Source organism: Spirosoma lituiforme (genome assembly GCF_054776635.1).
Genome location: NZ_BAAHBO010000003.1, coordinates 354,586 through 376,885, shown reverse-complemented (window position 1 = coordinate 376,885; position 22,300 = coordinate 354,586). Strand labels below are relative to the sequence as shown.

At 50.8% G+C, this 22,300-nt stretch carries 20 protein-coding genes; 6 read left to right on the top strand and 14 right to left on the bottom strand.

The window, feature by feature from the left end; translation table 11 throughout:
* Positions 1 to 153: 153 nt before the first annotated feature.
* The gene (locus tag ACYU87_RS13810) at positions 154 to 786 is read left to right on the top strand and encodes an SGNH/GDSL hydrolase family protein (RefSeq protein WP_461134980.1); all 633 of its coding nucleotides are present in this window, start codon (positions 154 to 156) and stop codon (positions 784 to 786) included.
* 1 nt (position 787) lies between these two features.
* Here the strand turns inward: ACYU87_RS13810 and ACYU87_RS13805 are convergent, their stop codons facing one another.
* The 11 genes from ACYU87_RS13805 to ACYU87_RS13755 form a co-directional block, all read right to left on the bottom strand.
* Positions 788 to 1,483 (bottom strand): DUF2306 domain-containing protein, encoded by a 696-nt coding sequence (locus ACYU87_RS13805; RefSeq protein WP_461134669.1) that lies wholly within the window; start codon positions 1,481 to 1,483, stop codon positions 788 to 790.
* A 135-nt stretch (positions 1,484 to 1,618) separates the two neighbouring features.
* Positions 1,619 to 2,515, bottom strand: a complete 897-nt coding sequence (locus tag ACYU87_RS13800; protein ID WP_461134668.1) for a LytR/AlgR family response regulator transcription factor — start codon at positions 2,513 to 2,515, stop codon at positions 1,619 to 1,621.
* A 17-nt stretch (positions 2,516 to 2,532) separates the two neighbouring features.
* Positions 2,533 to 3,156 (bottom strand): rhomboid family intramembrane serine protease, encoded by a 624-nt coding sequence (locus tag ACYU87_RS13795; RefSeq protein WP_461134667.1) that lies wholly within the window; start codon positions 3,154 to 3,156, stop codon positions 2,533 to 2,535.
* An 83-nt stretch (positions 3,157 to 3,239) separates the two neighbouring features.
* Positions 3,240 to 4,211 carry a polyprenyl synthetase family protein gene (locus ACYU87_RS13790; RefSeq protein WP_461134666.1) on the bottom strand — a complete coding sequence of 324 codons (972 nt, stop codon included), beginning with the start codon at positions 4,209 to 4,211 and terminating at the stop codon, positions 3,240 to 3,242.
* 51 nt (positions 4,212 to 4,262) lie between these two features.
* Positions 4,263 to 4,979 (bottom strand): hypothetical protein, encoded by a 717-nt coding sequence (locus ACYU87_RS13785; protein ID WP_461134665.1) that lies wholly within the window; start codon positions 4,977 to 4,979, stop codon positions 4,263 to 4,265.
* Between the two features lie 174 nt (positions 4,980 to 5,153).
* The gene (locus ACYU87_RS13780; RefSeq protein ID WP_461134664.1) at positions 5,154 to 5,588 is read right to left on the bottom strand and encodes a nucleoside deaminase; all 435 of its coding nucleotides are present in this window, start codon (positions 5,586 to 5,588) and stop codon (positions 5,154 to 5,156) included.
* Positions 5,589 to 5,694: 106 nt separating this feature from the next.
* Positions 5,695 to 6,375 (bottom strand): NUDIX hydrolase, encoded by a 681-nt coding sequence (locus ACYU87_RS13775; protein ID WP_461134663.1) that lies wholly within the window; start codon positions 6,373 to 6,375, stop codon positions 5,695 to 5,697.
* Between the two features lie 95 nt (positions 6,376 to 6,470).
* A complete protein-coding gene (locus ACYU87_RS13770) occupies positions 6,471 to 7,130 on the bottom strand; it encodes a hypothetical protein (protein WP_461134662.1) in 660 nt (219 codons plus the stop codon).
* Between the two features lie 107 nt (positions 7,131 to 7,237).
* Positions 7,238 to 9,445 carry a S9 family peptidase gene (locus ACYU87_RS13765; RefSeq protein WP_461134661.1) on the bottom strand — a complete coding sequence of 736 codons (2,208 nt, stop codon included), beginning with the start codon at positions 9,443 to 9,445 and terminating at the stop codon, positions 7,238 to 7,240.
* Positions 9,446 to 9,455: 10 nt separating this feature from the next.
* Positions 9,456 to 9,980, bottom strand: coding sequence for a DinB family protein (locus ACYU87_RS13760; RefSeq protein ID WP_461134660.1), 525 nt, complete (start codon positions 9,978 to 9,980; stop codon positions 9,456 to 9,458).
* 94 nt (positions 9,981 to 10,074) lie between these two features.
* The gene (locus tag ACYU87_RS13755; RefSeq protein WP_461134659.1) at positions 10,075 to 12,231 is read right to left on the bottom strand and encodes a S46 family peptidase; all 2,157 of its coding nucleotides are present in this window, start codon (positions 12,229 to 12,231) and stop codon (positions 10,075 to 10,077) included.
* Positions 12,232 to 12,414: 183 nt separating this feature from the next.
* Between ACYU87_RS13755 and ACYU87_RS13750 the strand changes: the two genes are divergently transcribed.
* A complete protein-coding gene (locus ACYU87_RS13750; protein ID WP_461134658.1) occupies positions 12,415 to 12,600 on the top strand; it encodes a hypothetical protein in 186 nt (61 codons plus the stop codon).
* A gap of 81 nt (positions 12,601 to 12,681) precedes the next feature.
* Here the strand turns inward: ACYU87_RS13750 and ACYU87_RS13745 are convergent, their stop codons facing one another.
* The gene (locus ACYU87_RS13745; RefSeq protein ID WP_461134657.1) at positions 12,682 to 14,022 is read right to left on the bottom strand and encodes an NAD(P)/FAD-dependent oxidoreductase; all 1,341 of its coding nucleotides are present in this window, start codon (positions 14,020 to 14,022) and stop codon (positions 12,682 to 12,684) included.
* A gap of 220 nt (positions 14,023 to 14,242) precedes the next feature.
* On the opposite strand from ACYU87_RS13745, the gene ACYU87_RS13740 reads away from it, so the two are divergent.
* Both ACYU87_RS13740 and ACYU87_RS13735 read left to right on the top strand, forming a co-directional pair.
* Positions 14,243 to 16,660, top strand: coding sequence for a TonB-dependent receptor (locus ACYU87_RS13740; RefSeq protein ID WP_461134656.1), 2,418 nt, complete (start codon positions 14,243 to 14,245; stop codon positions 16,658 to 16,660).
* Complete coding sequence (locus ACYU87_RS13735; RefSeq protein ID WP_461134655.1) at positions 16,660 to 17,616, top strand: DUF4249 domain-containing protein; 957 nt, start codon at positions 16,660 to 16,662, stop codon at positions 17,614 to 17,616. The genes ACYU87_RS13740 and ACYU87_RS13735 overlap by 1 nt, the downstream gene beginning before the upstream one ends.
* 62 nt (positions 17,617 to 17,678) lie before the next feature.
* On the opposite strand, the gene ACYU87_RS13730 is transcribed toward ACYU87_RS13735, so the two are convergent.
* Complete coding sequence (locus tag ACYU87_RS13730; protein WP_461134654.1) at positions 17,679 to 18,782, bottom strand: chorismate mutase; 1,104 nt, start codon at positions 18,780 to 18,782, stop codon at positions 17,679 to 17,681.
* Between the two features lie 273 nt (positions 18,783 to 19,055).
* Here ACYU87_RS13730 and ACYU87_RS13725 point away from each other — a divergent pair, with 273 nt between their 5' ends.
* Both ACYU87_RS13725 and ACYU87_RS13720 read left to right on the top strand, forming a co-directional pair.
* Positions 19,056 to 20,273, top strand: a complete 1,218-nt coding sequence (locus tag ACYU87_RS13725) for a proline dehydrogenase family protein (RefSeq protein ID WP_461134653.1) — start codon at positions 19,056 to 19,058, stop codon at positions 20,271 to 20,273.
* 62 nt (positions 20,274 to 20,335) lie between these two features.
* Positions 20,336 to 21,109: a lipoprotein signal peptidase gene (locus ACYU87_RS13720; protein WP_461134652.1), complete on the top strand. Its 774-nt coding sequence runs from the start codon at positions 20,336 to 20,338 to the stop codon at positions 21,107 to 21,109.
* Between the two features lie 174 nt (positions 21,110 to 21,283).
* Here ACYU87_RS13720 and ACYU87_RS13715 read toward each other — a convergent pair whose 3' ends face one another.
* Entirely contained in the window at positions 21,284 to 22,168 is an 885-nt protein-coding gene (locus ACYU87_RS13715; RefSeq protein WP_461134651.1) for an OmpA/MotB family protein, read from the bottom strand.
* Positions 22,169 to 22,300 lie beyond the last annotated feature (132 nt).

The window sequence follows — 22,300 nt, the reverse complement described above, 5'->3', positions numbered from 1 at the left end:
ATCTTACCTTACTCTCGTTTATTTCATTGTCAATAAACGACCATCGGGTTGGTAAAAATCATGGTAATCGCACTCCTCATAAAATCCTGCCGGGTCGCCGTGGCGATTCTGACACTTTCACTAGCCTGCACGTCACGCTCAACCGAGCCGGATATGATCGTAAACCCTGACGCATCTTCGTTCGCGTACAGCTTTTTGTCGCTCGGCGATTCATACACAATTGGGGAACGGGTTTCCGAGACCGACCGCTGGAGCGTTCAACTGGCCGGGATGCTGCGGCAGGCCAGCGTAGAGGTTGGAAACCCCGACATTATTGCCCGTACAGGTTGGACAACCGCCGAATTGCAGCAGGCCATTAAAACCAGTGGAAATCAGAAAACATACAGTCTGGTTTCATTGCTCATTGGTGTAAATAACCAGTACAGAGGGCAGTCTCAGGATCAGTACCGAACCGAATTTCGGGAGTTACTCCAAACCGCGACCAAGTTTGCGGGCGGAAAAGCCAGCCGTGTTTTTGTCCTCTCTATCCCCGACTGGGGCGTTTCACCCTTCGCGGCTGGTGAGGATAAAACCCGAGTGTCTCGCGAAATTGATCAATTCAATGCCATTGCTCAGGAGGAGTGTCAGAAAGCGGGCATCGCCTATGTCGATATTACACCCCTTAGCCGGTCGGCGGCTGGCGACAACAGCCAGTTCGCATCGGACGGTCTGCATTATTCGGGCAAGCAGATGAAACAATGGGCTGAGAAGGCACTGCCCGTTGCCCAGGCGTTGCTAAAAGAGTAACCTACGCCACAGAAAGTGCTTTTGAGCCACTGTGCTTCTGTTTGTAATACCGCACCGTCCGCCCAATGATTAGTCCACCAATAAGACCTGGTAAAATCCAAGGTAGCATGCCAAGCCATGAGGGCGCATTGTCTGGAAGGGCCCGGTATACGTTGTTGACCAGAAAAGCGGTAAACGTAGCAATGTATGATCCACCCATCCGGATGATGTGGTGATAAAACCAATGTAATTTTTCGGGTTTCTTTCCGAATGATCTGAAATCATACAAGGCGTTTCGGAATGTGGCAAAGCCAAAGAGAGGGAACAGGATAGCAAACGCAGAAAAGCCGTTGGTCAGCAAGTAAGCGCCAAAACCCATCATGGCCATACCAACGACCAACGTCAGGTAAGTAAGCAACTTGTCAGCTGGGGTAGGACCCGTTATTTTTTGCTTCGTGGCCCGCCAGCCCGTTAGGCAGAGATAGAAACTGAAAACAGCAATGCCCGTCAGAAATACCCGCATCATCTTGAACGGTTGCAGCCCGCACAGCAATAAAGCCGTAATGGCTATGATAATCATACACCACACGTACACCAGACCCGTGCGGTTATGAAGTGCGCTGCCTTTTTTGGAGAACATAGGCACCAGTCCGATGAACAGCGCGATCGTGCCAACGGCAATATGTAAGATGAGGAGGGCGTTAATAATTGTTTTCATGGCTGTTGTCAGGCTTGTTTTCGTTGAGACAAACCTAAGGCAACAAGCAATAACATAGCTGTCAAAAGGGCCGGATGGTACTGTTTGGGACGTTTAGCAGCTAAAATCAGCCATTGGGGCAAACGGTGGGCTGTTTTACAACGCTTTTAATTCGGCAATAAGGGTTTCATTATACTGACGGGCTACGGGTACCACAAACTGTCCGGCACACAAGTGAAGTTTATAGCCTTGAGCATTGCCCGTTACTCGCTCAACCCGGTCAAGGTTGACAATAAATGAGCGATGGCAACGAACGATGTGCGGATTGTTGATCTGTTTTTCCAGCCGGCTGAGGCTACTGCGCAAAAGTGGCTTTACAGGCTGTGCGTTTCTGAGGTAAAAAATTGTACAGTAGTTGTCGCTGGATTCGATGTAGAGTAGATCGTCCGACGGTATCGTCAACGCATCTTTTTCGTTTTCGGCAACGAGCGTTACCATTTTTTGAGTAGATGGCGCGGATGGGGCAGCAGTTACTTCGTCCGATGGTACGTTGGGCACCGCCTGTTCATGAATGGGCAGGGTAGCAGCCGCATCGCGGTATTTTTTGAGTTGCGTGATGTAGCTTACCAAAACTAACCCGACAACGGGAAAAAAGCCGATAAGAAAGGTAGCCAGAACCATACCTCCCCAACTGACCGAACTTATTTCTTTTACCTGTAGAAGCCAGGCTATATATAATCGATTTCCCAGCGCAATCGCCAGAATATTGGCCATAATCAGGGCCATTTCTCGGCCAACAGTCCAGCGATTCTCACTAAATAACTTAGGTAGTAATCTCGGCAGAGCAACGCAGTTGATGGCTGTTATGACAAATGTAACCAGTCCGAAGCCCAGAATCTTAACGGCCTTGTTGTCGGTATCCCAACCAGCCAGGCCGAACGGTTGAAAGATTAGTAAAAACAGACCCACGAACAGGCCGATCAGAGCCGCCTTGCGAAGCTGCCGAAAGGATGAGTCATCCAGAGGGTAGGGTTGGTTTAGAAGCTCGAACATGGTTCTTTACGCCAGCATTAGAACAACCGCCATCCGGCTATCTGCTCAATAAAGCTGGGAATAACGGCTGGGTAAATCAAAATCATAAGCACCACGCCAAACAAGGCACCGTAAAAGTGGGCATCGTGATTGATATGACTTCCACCCCTCTTGGATTCGTAATATGAATAAGCCAGATACAACGCCCCAAAAATGAACCCGGGTATACCGATCGGAATAAAGTAGAAGTAGATGGGCGTTAGGGGACGAAAAAGAATAGCGGCAAAAATAATGGCCGATACCCCCCCCGAGGCTCCCAGTGAGTTATAGCCCGGATCATTGCGGTGTTTCAGAAAGCTGGGAATATCGGACACCAGAATAGCAACCAAATAGAAACCAATCAGGAAAATTGGCGCATTGTTACCGAAAAGCATATCGAACACCTGTTCAATGTAGCCCCCGAAAAAGTACAGACTGAGCATATTGAAAAACAGATGCCCCCAGTCGGCATGCAAAAAGCCCGAGGTTATGAGCCGATAATACTGCCCGCGGCTGGCTACCTGATAGGGGTTCATAATCCACCTGTCCATCAGGCCGTAATTATTCCAGGCGGCTACACTGATAATAACCGTAACAACTATAATGATAAGTGTAACACTCATGGCATGGTATTTTATGTATGATATAAGATGTATGGTTCTGAATGCGGATACATCCTGTACCATGCACTATACACCTGTTTCCCCTAGCTTTCCCGTTCAACCAGTTGCCGGGCGAATTGGGTTAGTATCGTTTTGCGATTGGGATCCGCATTAACCTGGTCGAAGTTAGCAAATCCAAGGGCGAAGTAGTCATTGATCCGGGATTCGGTCAGCTCCCGGATACCCAACTGATCATAAATGGCGGTAACGGCCTGTACCTTTTCGGGTTTACTGAACTCGGTTCGGGTTAGCCAGTCGGTCAACTCGTCCCGAACGGCTCCTTTGGCCTGCGCCAGTGCTTCGATCAGCAGAAACGTTTTTTTGTTGGCGATGATGTCTCCACCAACCTGTTTGCCAAATTTAGCCGGATCGCCATATACATCGAGCAAGTCATCTTTTAACTGAAACCCAATACCGATGTTTACACCACCATTGTACAAATGCCGGGTCGTTTCATCATCGGCTCCACCAATTAGTCCACCCAACTCAAGCGCATAGCCAAGCAGAACCGACGTTTTAAGGCGAATCATGTCGATGTATTCCGTTTCCGAAACGTCCCAGCGCGTCTCAAAATTCATATCTAGTTGTTGCCCTTCGCAGACCTCAGCCGCCGTACGGCTAAAGCGGGCCATGGCGGGCGCCAGTTTCGTTGCTTCTACATTGAGCAAAAGCTGGTACGCATTAACAAGCATAACATCGCCCGACAGGATGGCCACATTGCCGTTCCATTTTTCATGCACCGTTAGCTGGCCCCGGCGGAGGGGAGCCTGGTCCATGATGTCATCGTGCATGAGCGTGAAATTGTGAAAGACCTCAACCCCAAGCGCGGGCCGGATGGCCTTTTGCCAGTCGTCGGTAAACAGGTAAGCGCCCATCAACGTCAGCAGGGGGCGCATCCGCTTACCACCCAAGCTCATAATGTACTTGATCGGGTCGTAGAGTTCGGGCGGATTCTGTCCGTATTGAATAGACTGAAGTTCGTTTTGAAGGGCATCAATAAAAATAGCTGGACTCATTCGACAAAGCGAGGGTTTTACGCCAAAAATACGGCAAAAGCCCCCAAAAGCCTAACGATGGAACGTACGGCGATAATTCTGGTGAGAGGGTGTTGCGAGAATATAAACAAGCCGTGCTGACACGATTAAATAACCATCCCGCCGAGTACTGTTGCCCCGCTGCGCACCCGGCGGATTAAGTGACTGACCCAGCTCAAGACGCCGGTCCGACAGGGCAACCTCAAGGGCAGTCCTGTTTTTCTGATCGGGATATACGGTACTTACGTCATCCAGATAATCGCTCAACACGTGTGTATAGGTAGCCTCCAGGTTCCACTTGAACCGCTCCCCAATAACAACGGGTACACCCAGCCCGTAGCGAACAATAATTGGCAGACGGTTGTAGGCTATTGCTTCGGTATGCAAGGGAGCCAAACTAACTGCCCGACCGCCATAGGTAGCCTTAGGGGTCATGTACGTTAAGCCCAAACCGGCCAATGCGTAGGGAATAATAACATGATTGCGGTCGTCTTCGGGCCAGAAATCCCATTGCACACCAGCCCAAACGTCTGGATTTATACTGAAAAACGACAGGTTATTGTAGGTAAGGTGCGTGTTTTTCTGGCTTCCCCGAATGTAGTAAACCTGTCCTTCGGCCCGAAACGTCAAATGGGGTGAGTATCGGTAAGCCACCGCTGCACTCATGGCTACCCCAAGTCGTAAATGCCCTACATTACCGGCCTCGGTCAAATCGCCCAGGTAATAAGTCGTGCCTACCCCGACGTTCATGAGCCAGTTACCCGGTTTTTCCCGCCAGAATACCGAGCGCTGAGCCAGGCAAGTCGAAAAATAGCCGAAGCAGACTATCAGAAGGAAAAAACGCCACAGAAGCCTCACCGAATCAATTGGGTACGATCAGGCTCTGTGACGCATTATTTGTGTGAAGGTAACGAGCGTTTTTGGTTATAATTCGCCGATATCTTCGTGCCAGAGCGCTGGCTTTTCTGCAATGAACCGATTCATCATATCGACGCATTCGGGCAGATCAAGATCAATGACTTCTACCCCATGCTGTTCCATAAATTCGCGGGCACCCGGAAACGTCCGCGACTCGCCAACGATCACTTTCGGAATTTTGAACTGCACAATAGTACCGGCGCACATATAGCAGGGCATGAGCGTGGAATAAATTACGGTGTTACGAAAGGAGCCCACGCGCCCGGCATTGTTCAGGCAATCCATCTCACCGTGCAAAATTGGGTTGTTCTCCTGCACGCGCTTGTTATGCCCCGACGCTACCAGTTCGCCGTTTTTGATAAGCGCCGACCCAATGGGAATACCGCCTTCGCTTAAACTTTTTTGGGCCTGGTTGATGGCCTCCTGCATAAATTCATCCATGTGTTTTTGGTTGATAAAATAGGGTATTCAATAGTTGAATTTACGCACGAAATGGCTGACAGTAAAGTATCATTGTGATCAGTACACCGAATGCTAAAACCGTAACCTATAATAATTTCATTGTTTCGTAATCGCCCACGTGCTGTAGGTACAAGAAATGTAGCAGCAGCCCGTTGACGTTTGTAATCAGCTTATGAGCTTCGGGCAACGTGGCCACGACGCTGGTAATGCGCTCGTGCTCGGATTGATTGCCCATATTTTTGAGGTGAAAATCCATAATCTCATCACGGGTCATTTCTTTTTCGATGCAGAAGAAATGCATGCCCTCATCGCTGGTGCCGGTGCTGGGGTGCCACACCCGGGAATTTAGCCTGGTCAGTTCGGCGGCCGCAACAGTCAGGCCGATCTCTTCTTCCAACTCGCGGGCCGCTACTTCGTCGGCAGCGTCACTGGCATCGACCATCCCCGCCGGGTGTTCGTAGGTTTGTGAACCATCGGCAATACGCCGTTGCTTTACCAGCACCACAAATTTCTGCCGTGTCTCTTTTTCGATCAGGCAAACCAGCATACAAACCGCGTGACCTTTCAGAAAGAGCGCGGGTGGAATTTTATCACCTTCGGGGGTGTCGGCGTCTATTTCGAGCATGGCAAACAATACCTCACCATTTTGCCGACGCCGAATGTAAAAATCGTTTACGGCATTAATTTTCAGGCCGTTGGCCTCCGCCTGACTTTTCCAGTATCGAAACTTGGGTGCTTCTTCGAGGGGTTCGTTGTGGTTGCTCATACAAATCAAGTATAAAAAAAATACGTCTTTAGCCCGACAAAAAAGATCAGGTTAAAGACGTAACGAGGCACTTGCCGGGATAGTTACGGGCTTTTCTAATTCATTTTCAGCCTAAAGCTACCGTTGGTGATGCTGATCTGGTCTTGCTTGTCCTGCTTTTTGTATCCATTTCCTTCCGGATCAATGGCCGAATCGTAACCGGAGGATTTCGTGATGGCCTTGTCTTCCAGCTTGCTGACGAGTCGACCCACACCGCCAAATACAGTTGCCGAGGCTTTTTCTTTCCAGTAGTTGCCCACGAGTGTAGTGCTGAATGTGGCTTCGAGAAACCCATCGGCTCCCATCTTTACCTCAATGGTTTCATCGGCATTCTGCGACTTCCCCGTGTGGTATTCCATGCGGGGTTCCCGCGTTTCCTCCACGTATTTTATGGCAGCCAGCCCTTTGTACTTGGTCAGATCCTCCACTTTTTTCCGGTTCTCCTTGGTATCGGGTTTGTCGGCATCAACAACCAGGTACGTACCGGTTTCCAGCATATCCCCTTTGTTATAAGCGCTCAGCCATATTCGCAGCGATTTGTCAGGCTTAATGGTGTTGGCAGTTACCCACCAGAAGTTACCAATTCTGATTCGGCGGGGCTGCGCTGTAAATTCCTTGCCGTCGATCTGCGCTTTTAGTGTGTTACTATTGGCAAGTTGCCCGAAGGTGGCGGTTGAGACCAGGCATAAAGTGAGTAAGAGGTGATGTCTATTCATTGGATTGAGTTACCTGATTTAATGACGAACAAAGTAACCCAATCCACGAATCGGCAAAGCGCTTCTTTTAGTTTGCGGCAATTTTTCAGATACGCCCGCTATATATTTTATTTTTGGGTTAAGGCTTGAGCATCAGGACCTACGTATCGCTCAAAAAATTCGTAAATGCGCAGAATGCGGTCAATCCGTTGCCGAACGTTCCCCGTCCGGCTCAGTTCGTGCGTGGCACCGGGCATCCGGACATACTCAACCGGCCGACCCAGAATCTTAAGGCTTTTGTACATCATCTCGCTTTGAATCGGACCCGTCCGAAGATCATTTTCCCCGTGCTTGATCAACAACGGCGTTTTGATGTTCTGAACAAAGGTATATGGCGAATTGGCATCAAGCACCTTCGCATCGGCCGACCAGGGATAAGCAAAATAATTGGGGACAAGCCGCCAGGCATTGCCCTCGCCCAGAAAGGTAGTCAGATCATAAACGCCCCGCTGCGCAAAAGCCGCTTTAAACCGATTGTCGTGCCCAACAATCCAGGCGGTGAGGTAGCCCGCATAGGAACCACCCGTAATGACCTGCCGGCTGGTATCGACCCATTTCTCCTTGGCCGCGTCCGTAACGGCGGCCAGCACATCTTCGGCGGGCCCAGTTCCCCAGTCCTTGATGTTTGCCCGCTGGAAATTTAGCCCGTATCCGCCCGACCCACGGGGGTTTGCATACACGACACCATATCCCTGCGAACACATGTACTGAAACTCGTGCCACATGGACGGCTCGCCGGGTCCCCACATGGCCGTCGGGCCACCGTGCATATTCAGCAGAAGCGGATAATTTTTGGCAGCATCAAAAAAGGCAGGTTTCATAATCCAGTAATCGACCGTTTGGCCCAGCGAGTTTTTATAGGTACGCTTTTCGGGCGTACTCAATTGACGCTGTGCCACCCAGTCATTATGGTCGCTCAGCTTCGTCTGATTTTTAGCCGACGCGTCCGTTACATACAGTTCGGATGGATTGGCAACTTCCGTTCTAGCCAGCACAACCCGGTTGCTGTTCGCGTCGAAACTGGTCACGCCCTGCGTAAAATCCGTCAGCTGGGTAACCTGCCGCGTACCAGGATCGAGCCGGTAGAGGGGCGACCCGCCATTGGCCGAAGCGGTGAAGTAGATGACGTAACCTGCAGTGCCTTTTTTGCCTTTTGCCGAAGTAGGTGCGGTGGTCCAGGTCAACCCGTTGGCCGCCCGATCGAAGGTGACGAGTTCAATACCCGAGACACTGGTGCCCGATAAGGTTACCAACCCAATCTGAGCGAAGTTGACGCCTTCGGATGGGCTGACCAGAAACGCCAGTTGCTTGCCATCGGGCGATAGTTCGGGAGAGCGGTAACTCTTGCCCGCTTCGGACAGGATAACTTTCCGCGTACCGGAGCCATCGGCGGGAATATACACAATCGCATTGTCCTGCTCCCGATCCGGGTGTTTCAGCGAATCCCGGTCCGTAACAACCAGCAATCCCTGGCCATTGGGTACCCAGTTACCGCCCTGGTAGGAAGAGAAGCCGCGGGTGAGGGGTTTCGGCGTTGCGCCTTCCACCGCGTCCACGACGTACACATGGGAGAAATTCAGTTCGGGTTCTGTCGTTGATTCACCCTGGAAATTCAGCCGATTGATGACTTTTGCTTTTTTGTCTTCGACATCTTTTTCCAGATAAGCCCGTATTTCAGCCAGCGATCCGTCGGGGTTGGGCTTTACTTTCTTGTCTTTTTTAACGAAATCATTCGTGGCAAAGCCCGGCTTTTCGAGGGACCAGAGTGGTCCGTTCTTGCCGGGATTAACCAGCGAGTCGGTCAGCAGTTGGGTCATCGTCAGGCCAGCCGTAAACGCGATTCGCTTGCCATCGGGCGACCAAAGTGGCGAAGAAGCTCCGTACGGGCCATTCGTTAATTGCCAGGCTTCACCACCATCCAGCGGCATAATGAAAATCTGCCCTTTGCCCTTCACCGAGCGCACAAACGCGATCCGCTGCCCATCCGGCGACCAGACTGCCTGCCGGGCCGATTCGACACCCCGAGTCAGGGCTTTGCCATCGCCGGGTTTGAGGCTGGTCAGGTAGATGTGCGTTTTGTACTCGTACTCTTCTTTCTGATCGGGATTGGGCTCGATGGTGGCGAGCGTGTATATAGCCCGCTGCCCATCGGGTGCCAGTTCGATGCCGCCTACCTGCTTGATGCGGGTCAGGTCGGTAGCGGTAACCTTTGTTTTTGGCTGGGCACAAACCACCTGAGCCGTAAAGGCAAGAAGGACTAAAAATGATACTTTCATGGGGTGTTGATTAAGCGAGGAGAGGGAGATAGCGTTCATTGATCACGTTGACGTGATGGGTAACATGACCAACCAGCACGAACCCCAGGGCCAATACTGAAATTCGCTGATCCGAACAGGTCCCGCTTCGCAGAAGCATCTCCTCACTGAAACTGCTGAACAAGGCTATGCTGGCTTTTCTAACCACAGCATACTCGTCGTACAGGTCAGGAATAGTACGATGGGAGGCATTCGCAAATTCGCTGAATTGATCATGGTCAAAACTGGGTAGGGGCGTCTGGTCATTCCGGGATAAACGCAACGCCCGATAGCTCATGATCCGCTCCGTATCGATGATGTGTTGCAGAATATCTTTTACCGTCCACTTACCGGGCGCGTACTGGAGGTCGCCGAGTTGTTCGAGTGTTTCGGCCGGGATGAGGTCTCCGAAAGAAGCGCCTTGCGTAAGGGCATCAAGCAGTAGCCAGTCATTGCCGGCCAGATTGATATACCGGTCGAAGAATTTCGGCAGCACCGGAATGTCAGATTTAGTCATAGTCAGGTTGTATAGAGTGAAAAACAAACTCCCCGAAAGTACTGAACTTTCGGGGAGTTTGCGCGCCATACACCGTTGAGGTACTGACAATAGCCTATTTTTTTGCCGACCTGGGCCTGGCTTCCGGTGTCGTGCCAGCTGTGCCCGTTAGTTCACTAACCAGCCGGTCGGCTTTATAAATGTACCGCATGGCCGCAATGATACCACCTGTATGCACCGAAATGGTCCGGTTGGCATCGGGTACAAAAATGAACTCGCCGGGTAAACTCTCCATGTTGCCATCGAAAGCCAGGCCAACGGCTTCCAGGTTTTTGTTGATCATCGGACTGCCGGAGTTACCACCGATAATGTCGTTGGTTGAGATAAAGCACATGGGCTGTTTCAGCAACTCCATCGGCGGATTTTTCCACCGGGCGGGTAAATTCCAGGGAGCTTTATCGGCAAATGAATAATTGCGGTCATATAGCCCGGCAAACGTAGTCAGAATGGGGGCCTTGGTGCCGTTGTAGTTGTAAGATTTCACCACGCCATCGTTGATACGCAGGGAGAAGGTCGCATCGGGCGGAACGGCTGTGCCATATACATCGTATAACATCCGCCCCAACTGACCACGCAGCACTTCCTGTTTTTGCGTGATCTGGCGGGCCTGACGGCCAGCGGCTATGTACCGGGGGAAGCCAATACGCGCCAGTGCCAGCATCGGGTCTTTCGAACCGGCAGCCGCGTTGGGGCGTGTAGCCAGCTCACTCACCAGGGCAGGATCGGTCAATTTGGTATTTTTTACCAGGTAAGCCGCTGCCTCTTTGGGGGTTCGGGGCTTGCCGTCAGGCCCTGTCAGGGCGGCCTTTACGTAAGGATCATCATTGCCCAGAGCTACCTGTGCTTCAGTAAGATGGGCGGTTAGATAAGCTTCTTCCAGCGCCCTGTTCTTAACGACCGGCGGTTCCATTAACGACCGCGCGCGTTCAGCATCCTGCGGGCGGGTAGCCAATAGTTCACTGTACTGGCTCACCACGTTGGCGAAAGTTAGTAGCTCGCCCATGGTTCGTTCGCTAGGAGCGAGGTAATTGGCGTCTTTGAAGATGGCCCGCAGTTGAGCCGTGTTCGCAGCAATATCATCCCAGGTTTTGAGCTGATCGGCAGGTAAGTTCTTTGCTTTGGCGGCTGCTTTAAACTGCTCTTCAAAGACCGACTTGCGGGCCATCAATCCCGCATCACGTAGTCCGTCGAGTTGGCCACCGTAGGCTTTCAGGCTGTTTTCGTAGCTGAAAATCTCGTTCAGAACGCTGTCGCTTTTGGCTGTTTCGTTGTAGGCCTGCAAAGCCGCAGAGCGATTGCGGAGAAGCTGGATGGTGGCCGGCGTTTGCAGATCGCGATCAAACTCAAGTTCGGCAACGGTTTTCAAGCGTTCTGTATGCCCTGGATTGCCGATGACGAAAATCGGTTCGCCATCCCGAACGCCGTTTGTGTTGAACTTAAAGAAGTGCGTGGTCTTAAGAGGTTTACCGGCATCATACACCCGGAAGAACGAACAGTCCAGCGCGTAACGTGGGTAGGTAAAGTTGTCGTAATCACCGCCAAAGAAGCCCAGCTGCAACTCGGGCATGAACACCAGGCGAACATCGGTATACCGCTTGAATCCATAAAGCGCGTAGCGGCCACCGTTGTAGAACGTGATGGTCTGTAGTTCCAGCCCCTTCCAATCCTCTTTGGTACCGTATTCCTGTTTTACCGCGGCAAATGCCTGTTCACGAGCCTGCAACTGGGCCTGTTCCGAGTTAACACCGCTCATCGCATCCTGTATGCGTTTGGTAATATCATCAATCTTCACTAGTTGATCCACGAACAAACCATCAACCTTACGCTCCTCGGCGGGCGTTTTGGCGAAAAAACCAGTGGCGTTTAAATCTTCGCCTTTGCGGGTCACGCCCGTTCCCGACTCGCGGGCGCAGTGGTGGTTGGTCATGACCAGACCATTGGCTGACACGAATGAAGCGGAACAGTAATCGGCAAACCGGAGGGAGGCCAGCCGGGCTTCGTCAAACCACTTCTCATCAGCGGTGAACTTGTATGTTTTTTTGAAAAACTCAGCAGGTGGATTATCGAACGTCCACATTTTGCCCAGGTCTAACGGGCCGCCTTTGCTGGTATCGGCTCCGATAATGGGCGTATTTTGGGCTAACGCAGAACCAGCCAGCAGGGCGAAACCCAGCATGGCCAACTGAGCAGAACGAAATTTCATATATGTCATTGGTTGAATCGGTACTACGTCCTAAAACATGAATTTGCAGTAAACGTTTCGGCTGTTTCGATCTGAATCCAAGTGAGGGCGCTGCCTATTGACACTTTAATGGAAGCTTAACCAGCGGACGTTAATCGATAGAGCGAGGAATGTATCTAACGTATGAATTGAAAAAAAAACAGTTCTAACCTTATGAAAACGACAAAATTGATTGGATTCCTGGCTGCCCTGCTGCTTGTCCTATCGGTGGCTAGTTGCGGCCCTACATACTACACGAATCGAAACGGGGCTTATTATGGCCGCCGTCATTACGGTCCACCTCCACGACCTTATAACGGGAATAGAGGCTATGGCTACTATGGCCGACCCGGCTGGTAAGGGGGGACATAAACAGGGAAAGCGCTTACTAAACGAGATAGTAAGCGCTTTCCTTGTTTATACAAATCGACAATCTACCTATCAACTCATTTCATTCTGGGCCAAAATTTCCTGTCCGACTTTGTCGTCTTTACGAACAAACGGGCGAATGATAATCCGGGTGCCGCGCTCGTACGTGAACAGCCGGTAGACCCAGTTACTGAATACAACCAGTTTACTGCGGAAGCCAACCAGATACCAGATGTGGACGAACAGCCAGGCAATCCAGGCAATAAATCCACCCAGATGAATGTTGCCAGGCAGATCAGCTACGGCCCGGCTACGGCCCACAATAGCCAGCGAGCCTTTGTCGAAGTATTTGAAGGGTTCGGTCGGTTCGTTTTTGATCAACCGACGCAGGTTTTTGGCTAAATGCTCGCCTTGCTGAATGGCTGGCTGGGCAACGCCCGGATGACCTTTCGGGTAATCCTCCAGTTTCATAAAGGCAATATCGCCAATGGCGAATACATTCGTCAAACCCTGAACCCGGTTGATGGGATCGACTAAAATCCGACCACGCTCCGTCGATTCAGTTGGCACGCCATCAATCATCGCGCCGGTTACGCCAGCGCCCCAGACCAGCGTCTGGGTTCTGATCTGTTCGCCCCCTTTGAAGGTAACGGTCTCTCCATCATAATTTTCCACCAGCGTATTCAACTTGATGATTACGCCCAGTTCTTCGAGGTATCGCTTTGCTTTTTGTCCGGCCTCATCCGACATTGGCGGCAACACCTTGCCAAGCCCTTCAACGACGTAGATACGCATCTGGCTGAAATCCAGACCCGGATAATCGCTGGGGAGTACGTGCTTTCGCATCTCGGCCAGCGAGCCCGCCATTTCCACGCCCGTTGGGCCCGCCCCGGCAATCACGAAGGTGAGCAGGCTTTCCCGTTCGGCGGGATCGGTCGTGACGCTGGCCTGCTCAAAACACTGCAAGAACTGACTTCGGACGTTAAGTGCTTCAGGGATGGTTTTCAGCGGAAACGAGTACTTTTTGATCTGATCATTGCCAAAAAAATTGGACTTGGTGCCGCTGGCAATAATCAGGTAATCGTAGGGCAGATCGCCAATCAGGGTTGTGACCGTTTTGGCTGTGGGGTCAATCTTGCTGACTCGTACCATTCGGTAATGGAAATCCTCAAACCCATCGAACATTTTGCGAAACGGTTCGGCAATGGCGTCGGGTTCCAGGCCTGCCGTAGCAACCTGATAGAGCAAGGGCCAGAAGCCGTTGTAATTTTGCTTATCGAAGAGCACCACCTGTACATCGGTGTTGCGCAGACTTTTGGCTAAATTCATTCCGCCAAATCCACCACCAATAATCACAACGCGGGGTTTGTTCGTAGCAGGTATATTGAGCGAAAGCTTGTCGAATTGAAGCATAGGGGTAAGGTGTTTTACACACCGGTCTTTTTCGACTATAGTACCTTACAATCAGCGGTTTTGTTTTGATGGCTACCCATAAATTGAGCAATGGATGACCATCCCCATCGTTTCGTTATAGGATTCCCTTCTTTAGCGCTGTTAATCGGGCGACTGGCCCAGTTAACAAGGTTTATTTTTCGCTTAATTCGCGATTTGGTTCTCCGTGTTAACCTCCGTTATGCCAACCTATTTAGCTAGTTTTTTGATTACGATTCTGTCAATCAGTCTATTAAAAGCCCAAACGCCCGCCGGTCGCTTCACCATCAGTGGCTACGTGCAGGAAACGGGTAGCCAGGAAGCACTGATCGGGGTGAATGTCTATTTACCCGGTACAACCACCGGCACAACCACCAATACGTACGGGTTTTATTCGCTAACGATCCCGGCGCAGGACAGTCTGCAACTGGCTTACTCCTTCGTGGGTTATGACATCGTGAGCCGAACCGTTAGCCTGCGGGCCAACCAGACAATTAACATATCACTGACGCCCGGACGATCCTTGACGGAGGTTGATGTGAAAGCCGGCAGTCTGACCAACAAAGTCAGTGAAAGTGCCCAGATGAGTTCAATTGATATACCGGTGAGTCAGATCAAAAAGATACCGGCTTTTCTGGGAGAAAAAGACGTACTGAAAGTGCTTCAACTCATGCCGGGTGTACAAAAAGGATCGGAGGGGCAAACGGGTATTTATGTGCGCGGGGGTGGCCCCGACCAGAACCTGATCATTCTGGACGATGCTGTTGTGTACAACGCCAATCACCTGTTCGGTTTCTTCTCCGTGTTTAACGGCGACGCCATCAAGAGCGTTGAGTTGATCAAAGGCGGTTTTCCGGCGCGGTATGGCGGGCGACTTTCGTCGGTTATCGACCTAAACATGAAAGAGGGAAACCGCGAGAAGCTGCACGGCGAAGGGGGCATTGGCCTGATTGCCTCCCGGCTGCTGCTCGAAGGGCCGCTAACCAAAAATAAAAAAGCATCTTTTCTGGTATCCGGCCGACGGACGTACCTGGATATCCTGGCGGCTCCTCTGATCCGGGCCCAGTCGGGCGGAACGCTGACGGCAGGGTACTATTTTTATGACCTTAATGCCAAAGCCAATTACGACTTCGGCCCAAAAAACAAGTTGTATTTAAGTACCTATTTCGGTCGTGACCGATTTTATGTGACCGACAACGCAGAAAGTACCGATACCGGATTGAGCTGGGGTAATGCAACGGGTACACTCCGCTGGAATCACCTGTTCAATCAGAAGCTATTTTCAAATCTATCCCTGATTTTCAGTGATTATAAGTTTCAGATCTCATCGGTCGAGAAGAGTACGCAGGGCACGGATACCTACTCCCTTTTCTACAATTCGGGTATCCGGGATTTCTCACTGAAGTACGATGTCGATTATTACCCTACGCCCCAACATTCGATTCGTATGGGCGCGCAAAGCACCTACCACCGATTCACGCCCAGCGCCGTCGTACTGCAAAACGCGGGTATCAACCAGTCGATCAATAACGTCGATAATATTGATGTGCTGGAGTCGGGCATCTACGCCGAAGATACCTGGCGCCCATCGAGTCGGCTGCGCGTAAATGGCGGGCTGCGCCTGAGCTACTTTCTGCAACAGAAGGCGCAGTACGTTCGGCCGGAACCACGTTTGTCGGCGGCTCTGACCGTCAGACCAGATTTTTCGATCAAGGCCTCCTATGCCCTGATGAACCAGTATGTTCACCTGTTGTCCAATACGGGTATTGGCCTGCCCACCGATTTATGGGTGCCCACGACCGATGTTGTCAAGCCGCAGCAGTCGCAGCAAGTAGCCGTCGGTGTTGCCAAAGATTTTTCGACCGGGGGCGCGTTCGTCAGGGGTGTCACGCTCACTGTAGAAGGTTATTACAAAGCGATGAGCAACATCATCAATTACAAAGAAGGAGCCAGCTTTCTGCTTATCAATGATCCTACCTCGGCCAATAGTGTTCGCTGGGAAGATAACGTGACTGCGGGTCGGGGCTGGTCGTACGGTGCCGAAATCTTGTTACAGAAAAAAGTTGGTCGATTCTCCGGCTGGGTAGGCTATACACTTTCCTGGACGCAGTGGCAATTTGCCGAGTTGAACGGCGGGCGGCCCTACTACCCCCGTTACGACCGGCGGCATGATATTTCGCTGGTCGGTATTTACGAACTAAACAAGCGCATTACGTTGTCGGCCACCTGGGTGTACGGCACAGGCAATGCCCTGACCGTGCCGGTAGGGCGTTTTGGTACGTATCGGGCCAGCAATACAGTAGTGTACGGCGGGAATGCCGGCATAGCGCAATCGTACTTTCAGAACGTCCGTACGTCAGACGATTATGGTATGCAGAAGAACAGCTTTCGGGCCGAACCTTACCACCGCTTCGATGTAGGTATCCAGTTTCACAAACAGAAAAAGCACCACGAACGGACCTGGGAGGTTAGTTTTTATAACCTCTACAACCGTCGAAATCCGTTTTTCTACCGGCTCGAATCCGTGGCCGCTACCGCAACAGTGCCCGCCAGAACGGCTCTGTTCCGATACTCGGTTTTCCCTATCGTCCCGGCCATTAGCTATAACGTTAAATTCTGATGCCCTTATTTAAGCGAATCCCTTCGGCTGTCAGTACGCTGATCAACGGTCTCATCGTTGTCGGGTTGTTTGGTGGCTGCAGTAGCCTACGGAATGAAGTTGACCCCAGTCAGTTGGGTTTGGCTTCGCCTAAGCTGGTTGTCAGTGGGTACCTGTCTCCTCAGGATACGGTTCTGGCGATCAAGCTAACCCGCTCGAACACCGTCGTGGGCGACAGCATCAGCCTGTTACAGACCAACAACGACATTACCGATGCGACCGTTACGTTGTCGGATGGCAGCAAGTCCGTTAAGCTGACATACATTACTGTGCACCCCACCGACTCGACGGAGCAATCCTATTACAGCGCCAGTGCCCGGCTATTACCCATCGTCACTGGCCGAACCTATACCCTTTCCGTGCTGACGGCCAATGGCCAGCGGGCGAGTAGCACCTGCACCATACCGGTCCCGGTTAAACCAACGGCTATCACGTTCGATTCATTGACACAAAACCAGGGTCGTTCGCTGTCTCGCCGGTATTTTGTCAAAGCCTTCTGGCCGGACCCCGCCGGGCAGGCCAACTACTACCAGATAGCCGGTTATTTCCGCTACCAAAGCCGGTTGAATCAACCGGGCAACTTTCCCTTGACCATTGATGACGACAACCGGGGTCTTTTTTCCGATGAGGGACTGGATGGCACAACGATGGTTTCGGGGCGCTCCTTCGTCACATCAACTACGTTTGCGGCCAATGAATCGACTAATTTTTATGATCAGTACAGGGCCGCTTCCGTAACCGTCAATCTGATGAGTGTCGATCAGGCGTATTACCAGTTTCAGACGGCAGCGATCCGGCAACGACGCGTGCGTAACAACCCTTTTGCCGAACCTGTTCTGATTCCGAGCAACATTCAGGGTGGTCTGGGCTGCTTCGCCGGCTACAACAATTCGACCATCACGTTGCGGTTAAAATAAAACAGCCCCGATTCTAAAAGAAGTCGGGGCTGTTCAACAAGGCTTTAAAGCCGGTTTATAGGCTATACGTCCTGCGCTGCGCTGTGAATAATTTCGGTTTGTTTCCGAATTGACTCCATGTGGATGATCTTGTAGATTTCTTCCACCAGTTCAGGATACAGGTTCAGTTTTTTGCCCAGTTCAGTACGGGTTTTCAGAATCTCCTTCCAGCGGTCTGGTTGAAACAGCGTTACGTTGTTATCCCGTTTGTATTCGGCCAGCCGTTCAACAAGCGCCATGCGCGCCCCAAGCATCTCGACGATCTGCCGATCTACGTTATCGATGTTCCGACGCGACTGCTCCACAAAACTCTGGAACTCCAGGTTCTGCGATTCAACCTGGCGAATTTGCAGGTGATCGAGCATGTCACCGAAAGCGGCTGGTGTCAATTGCTGAGCTGCATCACTCCAGGCTTTATCCGGATCAATGTGCGATTCAACGATCAGCCCATCGTAGTTAAGATCCATGGCCATCTGCGCTAATTCGTTTAGATAAGCGCGTTTTCCTGCCATGTGACTAGGATCACCGATAATTGGTAACTGGGGGAAGATCGACTTCAACTCAATAGCCATCTGCCACATCGGTACGTTGCGGTACTTGCTGGCTTCACCCGTGGCAAAGCCCCGGTGAATAGCGCCCAATTTGCTGATGCCAGCGCCAGCCAGACGCTCGAATGCGCCAACCCAAAGGGCCAGGTCAGGGTTAACCGGGTTTTTAACCAGTACAGGCACATCGACACCGCGCAGAGCGTCTGCAATTTCCTGTACATTAAATGGATTAACCGTGGTCCGGGCACCAACCCACAAAATATCAACACCGTACTTCAAGGCCAGCTCGATGTGCTCGGGGGTGGCTACTTCAACAGCAAAGGGCAGACCCGTTTCGGCTTTGGCGCGCTGAATCCAGGGCAAAGCAGCTTCGCCCATCCCTTCAAAACTACCCGGCCGGGTACGGGGTTTCCACACGCCCGCACGGATAACGTGAACCGCATTTAGCTCTTTCAGCTGGCGAGCGGTTTCAACTAATTGATCTTCGGTCTCTGCACTACAGGGGCCTGCAATGATCAGAGGTTTGCCGTTGGTATCAATCCAGGATCCAAGCGGCTCTACGGCTAATTCTACTTTCATACTAAACGCTTAATCTAAGAGCAACACTGCCACTCTATGGGGAACTTTCAATTTAATTTTATGGTATATTTGTAGAGGAATTGGCTGTTTTTCAAGTCGGTTCCTTCATTTGTCTACAACCGTTTTTAGTTTGTCGAACCAAGCCGTGTTGGCGTTTTAACTGATTGACCGAAATTTCGTTATATATTTCGGTCGTGTTAGCCGACACGCACTTAAGCTATGCTAGTAGCACCGCTCAAACGGAGCACTGATATGTCAAACCGAAGTAATTTAATGCCGGAGACTGTCCAGGGCCTTACAGACTTGAAGCCGAACACACGCCCCTTATCATTTGAGGACACTTCGATTGCTTTTTCGTCCCAGTCGGATTTCAAACTCCGAAAGACCTACTGGTTATTTGCGTTGATGAATAAGGGATGGCTGGTAAATTTAGGGACTTTTTTTATAAAGATCGCCCTACGTTTACGTCTCCCCATCAAATTCCTCATTAAAAACACAATTTTCGAACAATTTTGTGGAGGAGAAAGCATCCAGGATTCTGAAAAAACCATTCAGACTCTGCACAAGGTTCATGTTGGAACGATCCTCGACTATTCTGTTGAGGGTGAGGAAACTGAAAAAAGTTTCGACGAGACAACGCTCGAAGTTCTTCGGACCATCGAGCGCGCCAGTGAATCCAGCGACATTCCTTTTTCTGTGTTCAAAGTGACGGGCATTGCCGCTACCAATCTGCTGGAGGCCATCCAGATTGGTGATTCACTGAAGAAAGAACAGAAAGCGGAATTTGACCGTGTCATTAAGCGCGTAGACACCATCTGTCAGCGGGCTCACGAACGTAATGTGCGGGTCTTTATCGACGCTGAAGAAAGCTGGATACAGGACACGATTGATACGCTGGCCTATGAGATGATGGATCGCTATAATCATGAGCGGCCCATCGTTTACAATACGTACCAGATGTATCGCTGGGAAAGCATGGCACACCTCCGTCGGGATACCGCCGAAGCAAAAGCTAAAGGGTACTATCTGGGCGTTAAGCTGGTACGGGGAGCTTACCTGGAGAAAGAGCGCCTTCGGGCTCACGAAGAGGAGTATCAGGATCCCATTCAGGCGACTAAAGAGGATACTGATAATGCGTTCAACGAAGCCATTGATTTCTGCCTTCAGAACCGGGAAACCATTTCCATTTGCCTGGGCACGCACAATGAAGAAAGCTGCCAGTATTGCGTTCAGCACATGACCCAAATGGGTATTGAGCCCGCAGACATGCACATCTACTTCGCGCAGTTGCTGGGTATGAGCGATAATATCTCGTATAATCTTGCCAATGCCGGCTACAACGTAGCCAAATACGTGCCTTATGGCCCGGTTGAAGCCGTTATGCCTTATTTGTTTCGTCGGGCTGATGAGAACAAGTCAATTGCCGGCCAAAGCAGCCGGGAGTTTAATTTGGTCAGTAATGAATTGAAGCGCCGTAAGGGCTGTAAATAATTGAGTATACATACGCAGCAAGGTCCCGGTTGATTGATCGGTACCTTGCTGTATTTTTTAAGATGATTCAGAAAAGCCCCTACAAGTTTTTCCTGCTGACATTCCTGCTGATTGCGCTCGATCAGGGCGTAAAGCTGGCGGTTCATTACTACATGGCACCCGGTTTTGCGGGTCAGATTAAAGTGGCTGGTGAGTGGCTCAAACTTCATTATGTTCTCAACCCCGGAATGGCCTTTGGCATGCAACTGGGCCATGAATACGGAAAACTCCTGCTTAGTATCTTCCGATTGTTTGCGATGGTCGGTATCGGGTATTACCTGGTCAATCTGGCGCATCGGGGCGCGCCGAATGGATTGCTATGGGCCATGTCCATGATTTTGGCCGGGGCTGTCGGTAATGTTATAGACAGTACGTTTTACGGTGTTTTTCTGAATAACGCGCCTTATGGATCGCCCACCCCCTGGTTTCATGGTCAGGTAATTGACATGATTTTTGTGGATGTCTGGGAGGGATTCATTCCCGAATGGGTGCCCGTTTGGGGCGGTCAGTACTATTCGACCCCTATCTTTAACGTGGCTGACTCCTGCATTTTTGTCGGTGTCTGTATCATTCTATTCTTTCAGCGCCGGTTTTTCGGCGAACCGCCCATTGAGGATAGCCTTCTGCCGGTTACGGGGCCAGATGCAACTCAAGCGTCCGTGTTACCCGCTTCGGAACTGGTCGATGACAAGCCGGTGATAAAGCCCGCCAGTGAAGACAATGAAACGCCAACCGACGATAGTCATCGGCCAGCACCTGAATCTATTTGGCCTGAAGAACCCAAGCGTTCCGAGTAGCTGAACAGCCTATTCATTACATGATCGGGAAATCGTTGTTAGGGGCATTAATTTAACCGTTCTCCGTTCGTTTAATTACCCGATATAGTACACAACAAAAAACCCGTACCAGAATCCGGTACGGGCTTTTTGATTGCAAAAGGCATTCCCGAATGTATCGAGACGTCTCGTTTGTTATTTGCTTCCGCCTGCCTGACCGCTCGATAATAGGTTGAAGAACTGATCCAGTTTTGGCGTAATGATGATTTCCGTACGGCGATTCTGCTGACGTCCTACCGCTGTGGTGTTGTCATCTTTGGGCGCAAATTCCGATCGGCCACCAGCCGTCAGGCGCTCAGGCGCAACGGAAAATTTAGATTGCAGCGTCCGAACAACGGAGGTAGCCCGCAAGGCGCTCAAGTCCCAGTTGTCTTTGATGGCAGCCGTCGAGATGGGGACAGCGTCCGTGTGACCTTCCACCAGGATATCCAGATCTTTGTGGTCGTTTACTACTTTCGCTACTTTACCCAACACCGTTTCGGCTTTGGGCGTAATGTCGTAGCTACCCGATTTGAACAGCAGTTTATCCGAGATAGAGACATAAACAACGCCTTTCTTCACTTCAACCTGAACATCCTGGTCATTAATATCGTCCAGCGACCGTTTCAGGCTCATAACCAACGCCAGGTTCAGGGAATCTTTCCGCTGGATGGTTGAGTTCAGATTATTGGTGTACTTCGTTTGCTCGTTCAACGTTTCGAGCGATTTTTTTATGCTCTCAGCCCCCGACTTGCTCACAATCGACAAATCCGACATCCGATCGAGGAGGTTCGTGTTTGTCTTTTTGAGGTAATCAACTTGGCTTTGTAAGTCGCTCATTTGCTTATCTTTACCCTGCAAGTCGGTGTCCTTAGCCGATAACTGCGTACGAAGGGTAGCGGTACGTTGATCGCAATCGTTAAGGGAGGCAACAGCCTTATCACGGGCTTCCTGTAACGCTTTAATTTCGGCCATACGCTTCTTGCTATTACAAGAGGCTAGCATTGCTATTGCCGCAAAAAGAATCAATACTCGTTTCATGGTACTGGAGGAGTTAACGAAAAGTTAGGTTTAAAATGATAAATGCTGAGAATGAACGGCACTAATCGTTACACAAAAGTAACGCATTCTGATTAATCGTCTTTACAACATTTTACTCTAAACGATTCTCGC

Bases quoted from the DNA above. Each gene is read 5' to 3' on its own strand.
- ACYU87_RS13810 (WP_461134980.1), top strand. From the start codon at position 154: ATGATCGTAAACCCTGACGCATCTTCGTTCGCGTACAGCTTTTTGTCG.
- ACYU87_RS13805 (WP_461134669.1), bottom strand. From the start codon at position 1,483: ATGAAAACAATTATTAACGCCCTCCTCATCTTACATATTGCCGTTGGC.
- ACYU87_RS13800 (WP_461134668.1), bottom strand. From the start codon at position 2,515: ATGTTCGAGCTTCTAAACCAACCCTACCCTCTGGATGACTCATCCTTT.
- ACYU87_RS13795 (WP_461134667.1), bottom strand. From the start codon at position 3,156: ATGAGTGTTACACTTATCATTATAGTTGTTACGGTTATTATCAGTGTA.
- ACYU87_RS13790 (WP_461134666.1), bottom strand. From the start codon at position 4,211: ATGAGTCCAGCTATTTTTATTGATGCCCTTCAAAACGAACTTCAGTCT.
- ACYU87_RS13785 (WP_461134665.1), bottom strand. From the start codon at position 4,979: ATGAACGTCGGGGTAGGCACGACTTATTACCTGGGCGATTTGACCGAG.
- ACYU87_RS13780 (WP_461134664.1), bottom strand. From the start codon at position 5,588: ATGGATGAATTTATGCAGGAGGCCATCAACCAGGCCCAAAAAAGTTTA.
- ACYU87_RS13775 (WP_461134663.1), bottom strand. From the start codon at position 6,375: ATGAGCAACCACAACGAACCCCTCGAAGAAGCACCCAAGTTTCGATAC.
- ACYU87_RS13770 (WP_461134662.1), bottom strand. From the start codon at position 7,130: ATGAATAGACATCACCTCTTACTCACTTTATGCCTGGTCTCAACCGCC.
- ACYU87_RS13765 (WP_461134661.1), bottom strand. From the start codon at position 9,445: ATGAAAGTATCATTTTTAGTCCTTCTTGCCTTTACGGCTCAGGTGGTT.
- ACYU87_RS13760 (WP_461134660.1), bottom strand. From the start codon at position 9,980: ATGACTAAATCTGACATTCCGGTGCTGCCGAAATTCTTCGACCGGTAT.
- ACYU87_RS13755 (WP_461134659.1), bottom strand. From the start codon at position 12,231: ATGACATATATGAAATTTCGTTCTGCTCAGTTGGCCATGCTGGGTTTC.
- ACYU87_RS13750 (WP_461134658.1), top strand. From the start codon at position 12,415: ATGAAAACGACAAAATTGATTGGATTCCTGGCTGCCCTGCTGCTTGTC.
- ACYU87_RS13745 (WP_461134657.1), bottom strand. From the start codon at position 14,022: ATGCTTCAATTCGACAAGCTTTCGCTCAATATACCTGCTACGAACAAA.
- ACYU87_RS13740 (WP_461134656.1), top strand. From the start codon at position 14,243: ATGCCAACCTATTTAGCTAGTTTTTTGATTACGATTCTGTCAATCAGT.
- ACYU87_RS13735 (WP_461134655.1), top strand. From the start codon at position 16,660: ATGCCCTTATTTAAGCGAATCCCTTCGGCTGTCAGTACGCTGATCAAC.
- ACYU87_RS13730 (WP_461134654.1), bottom strand. From the start codon at position 18,782: ATGAAAGTAGAATTAGCCGTAGAGCCGCTTGGATCCTGGATTGATACC.
- ACYU87_RS13725 (WP_461134653.1), top strand. From the start codon at position 19,056: ATGCCGGAGACTGTCCAGGGCCTTACAGACTTGAAGCCGAACACACGC.
- ACYU87_RS13720 (WP_461134652.1), top strand. From the start codon at position 20,336: ATGATTCAGAAAAGCCCCTACAAGTTTTTCCTGCTGACATTCCTGCTG.
- ACYU87_RS13715 (WP_461134651.1), bottom strand. From the start codon at position 22,168: ATGAAACGAGTATTGATTCTTTTTGCGGCAATAGCAATGCTAGCCTCT.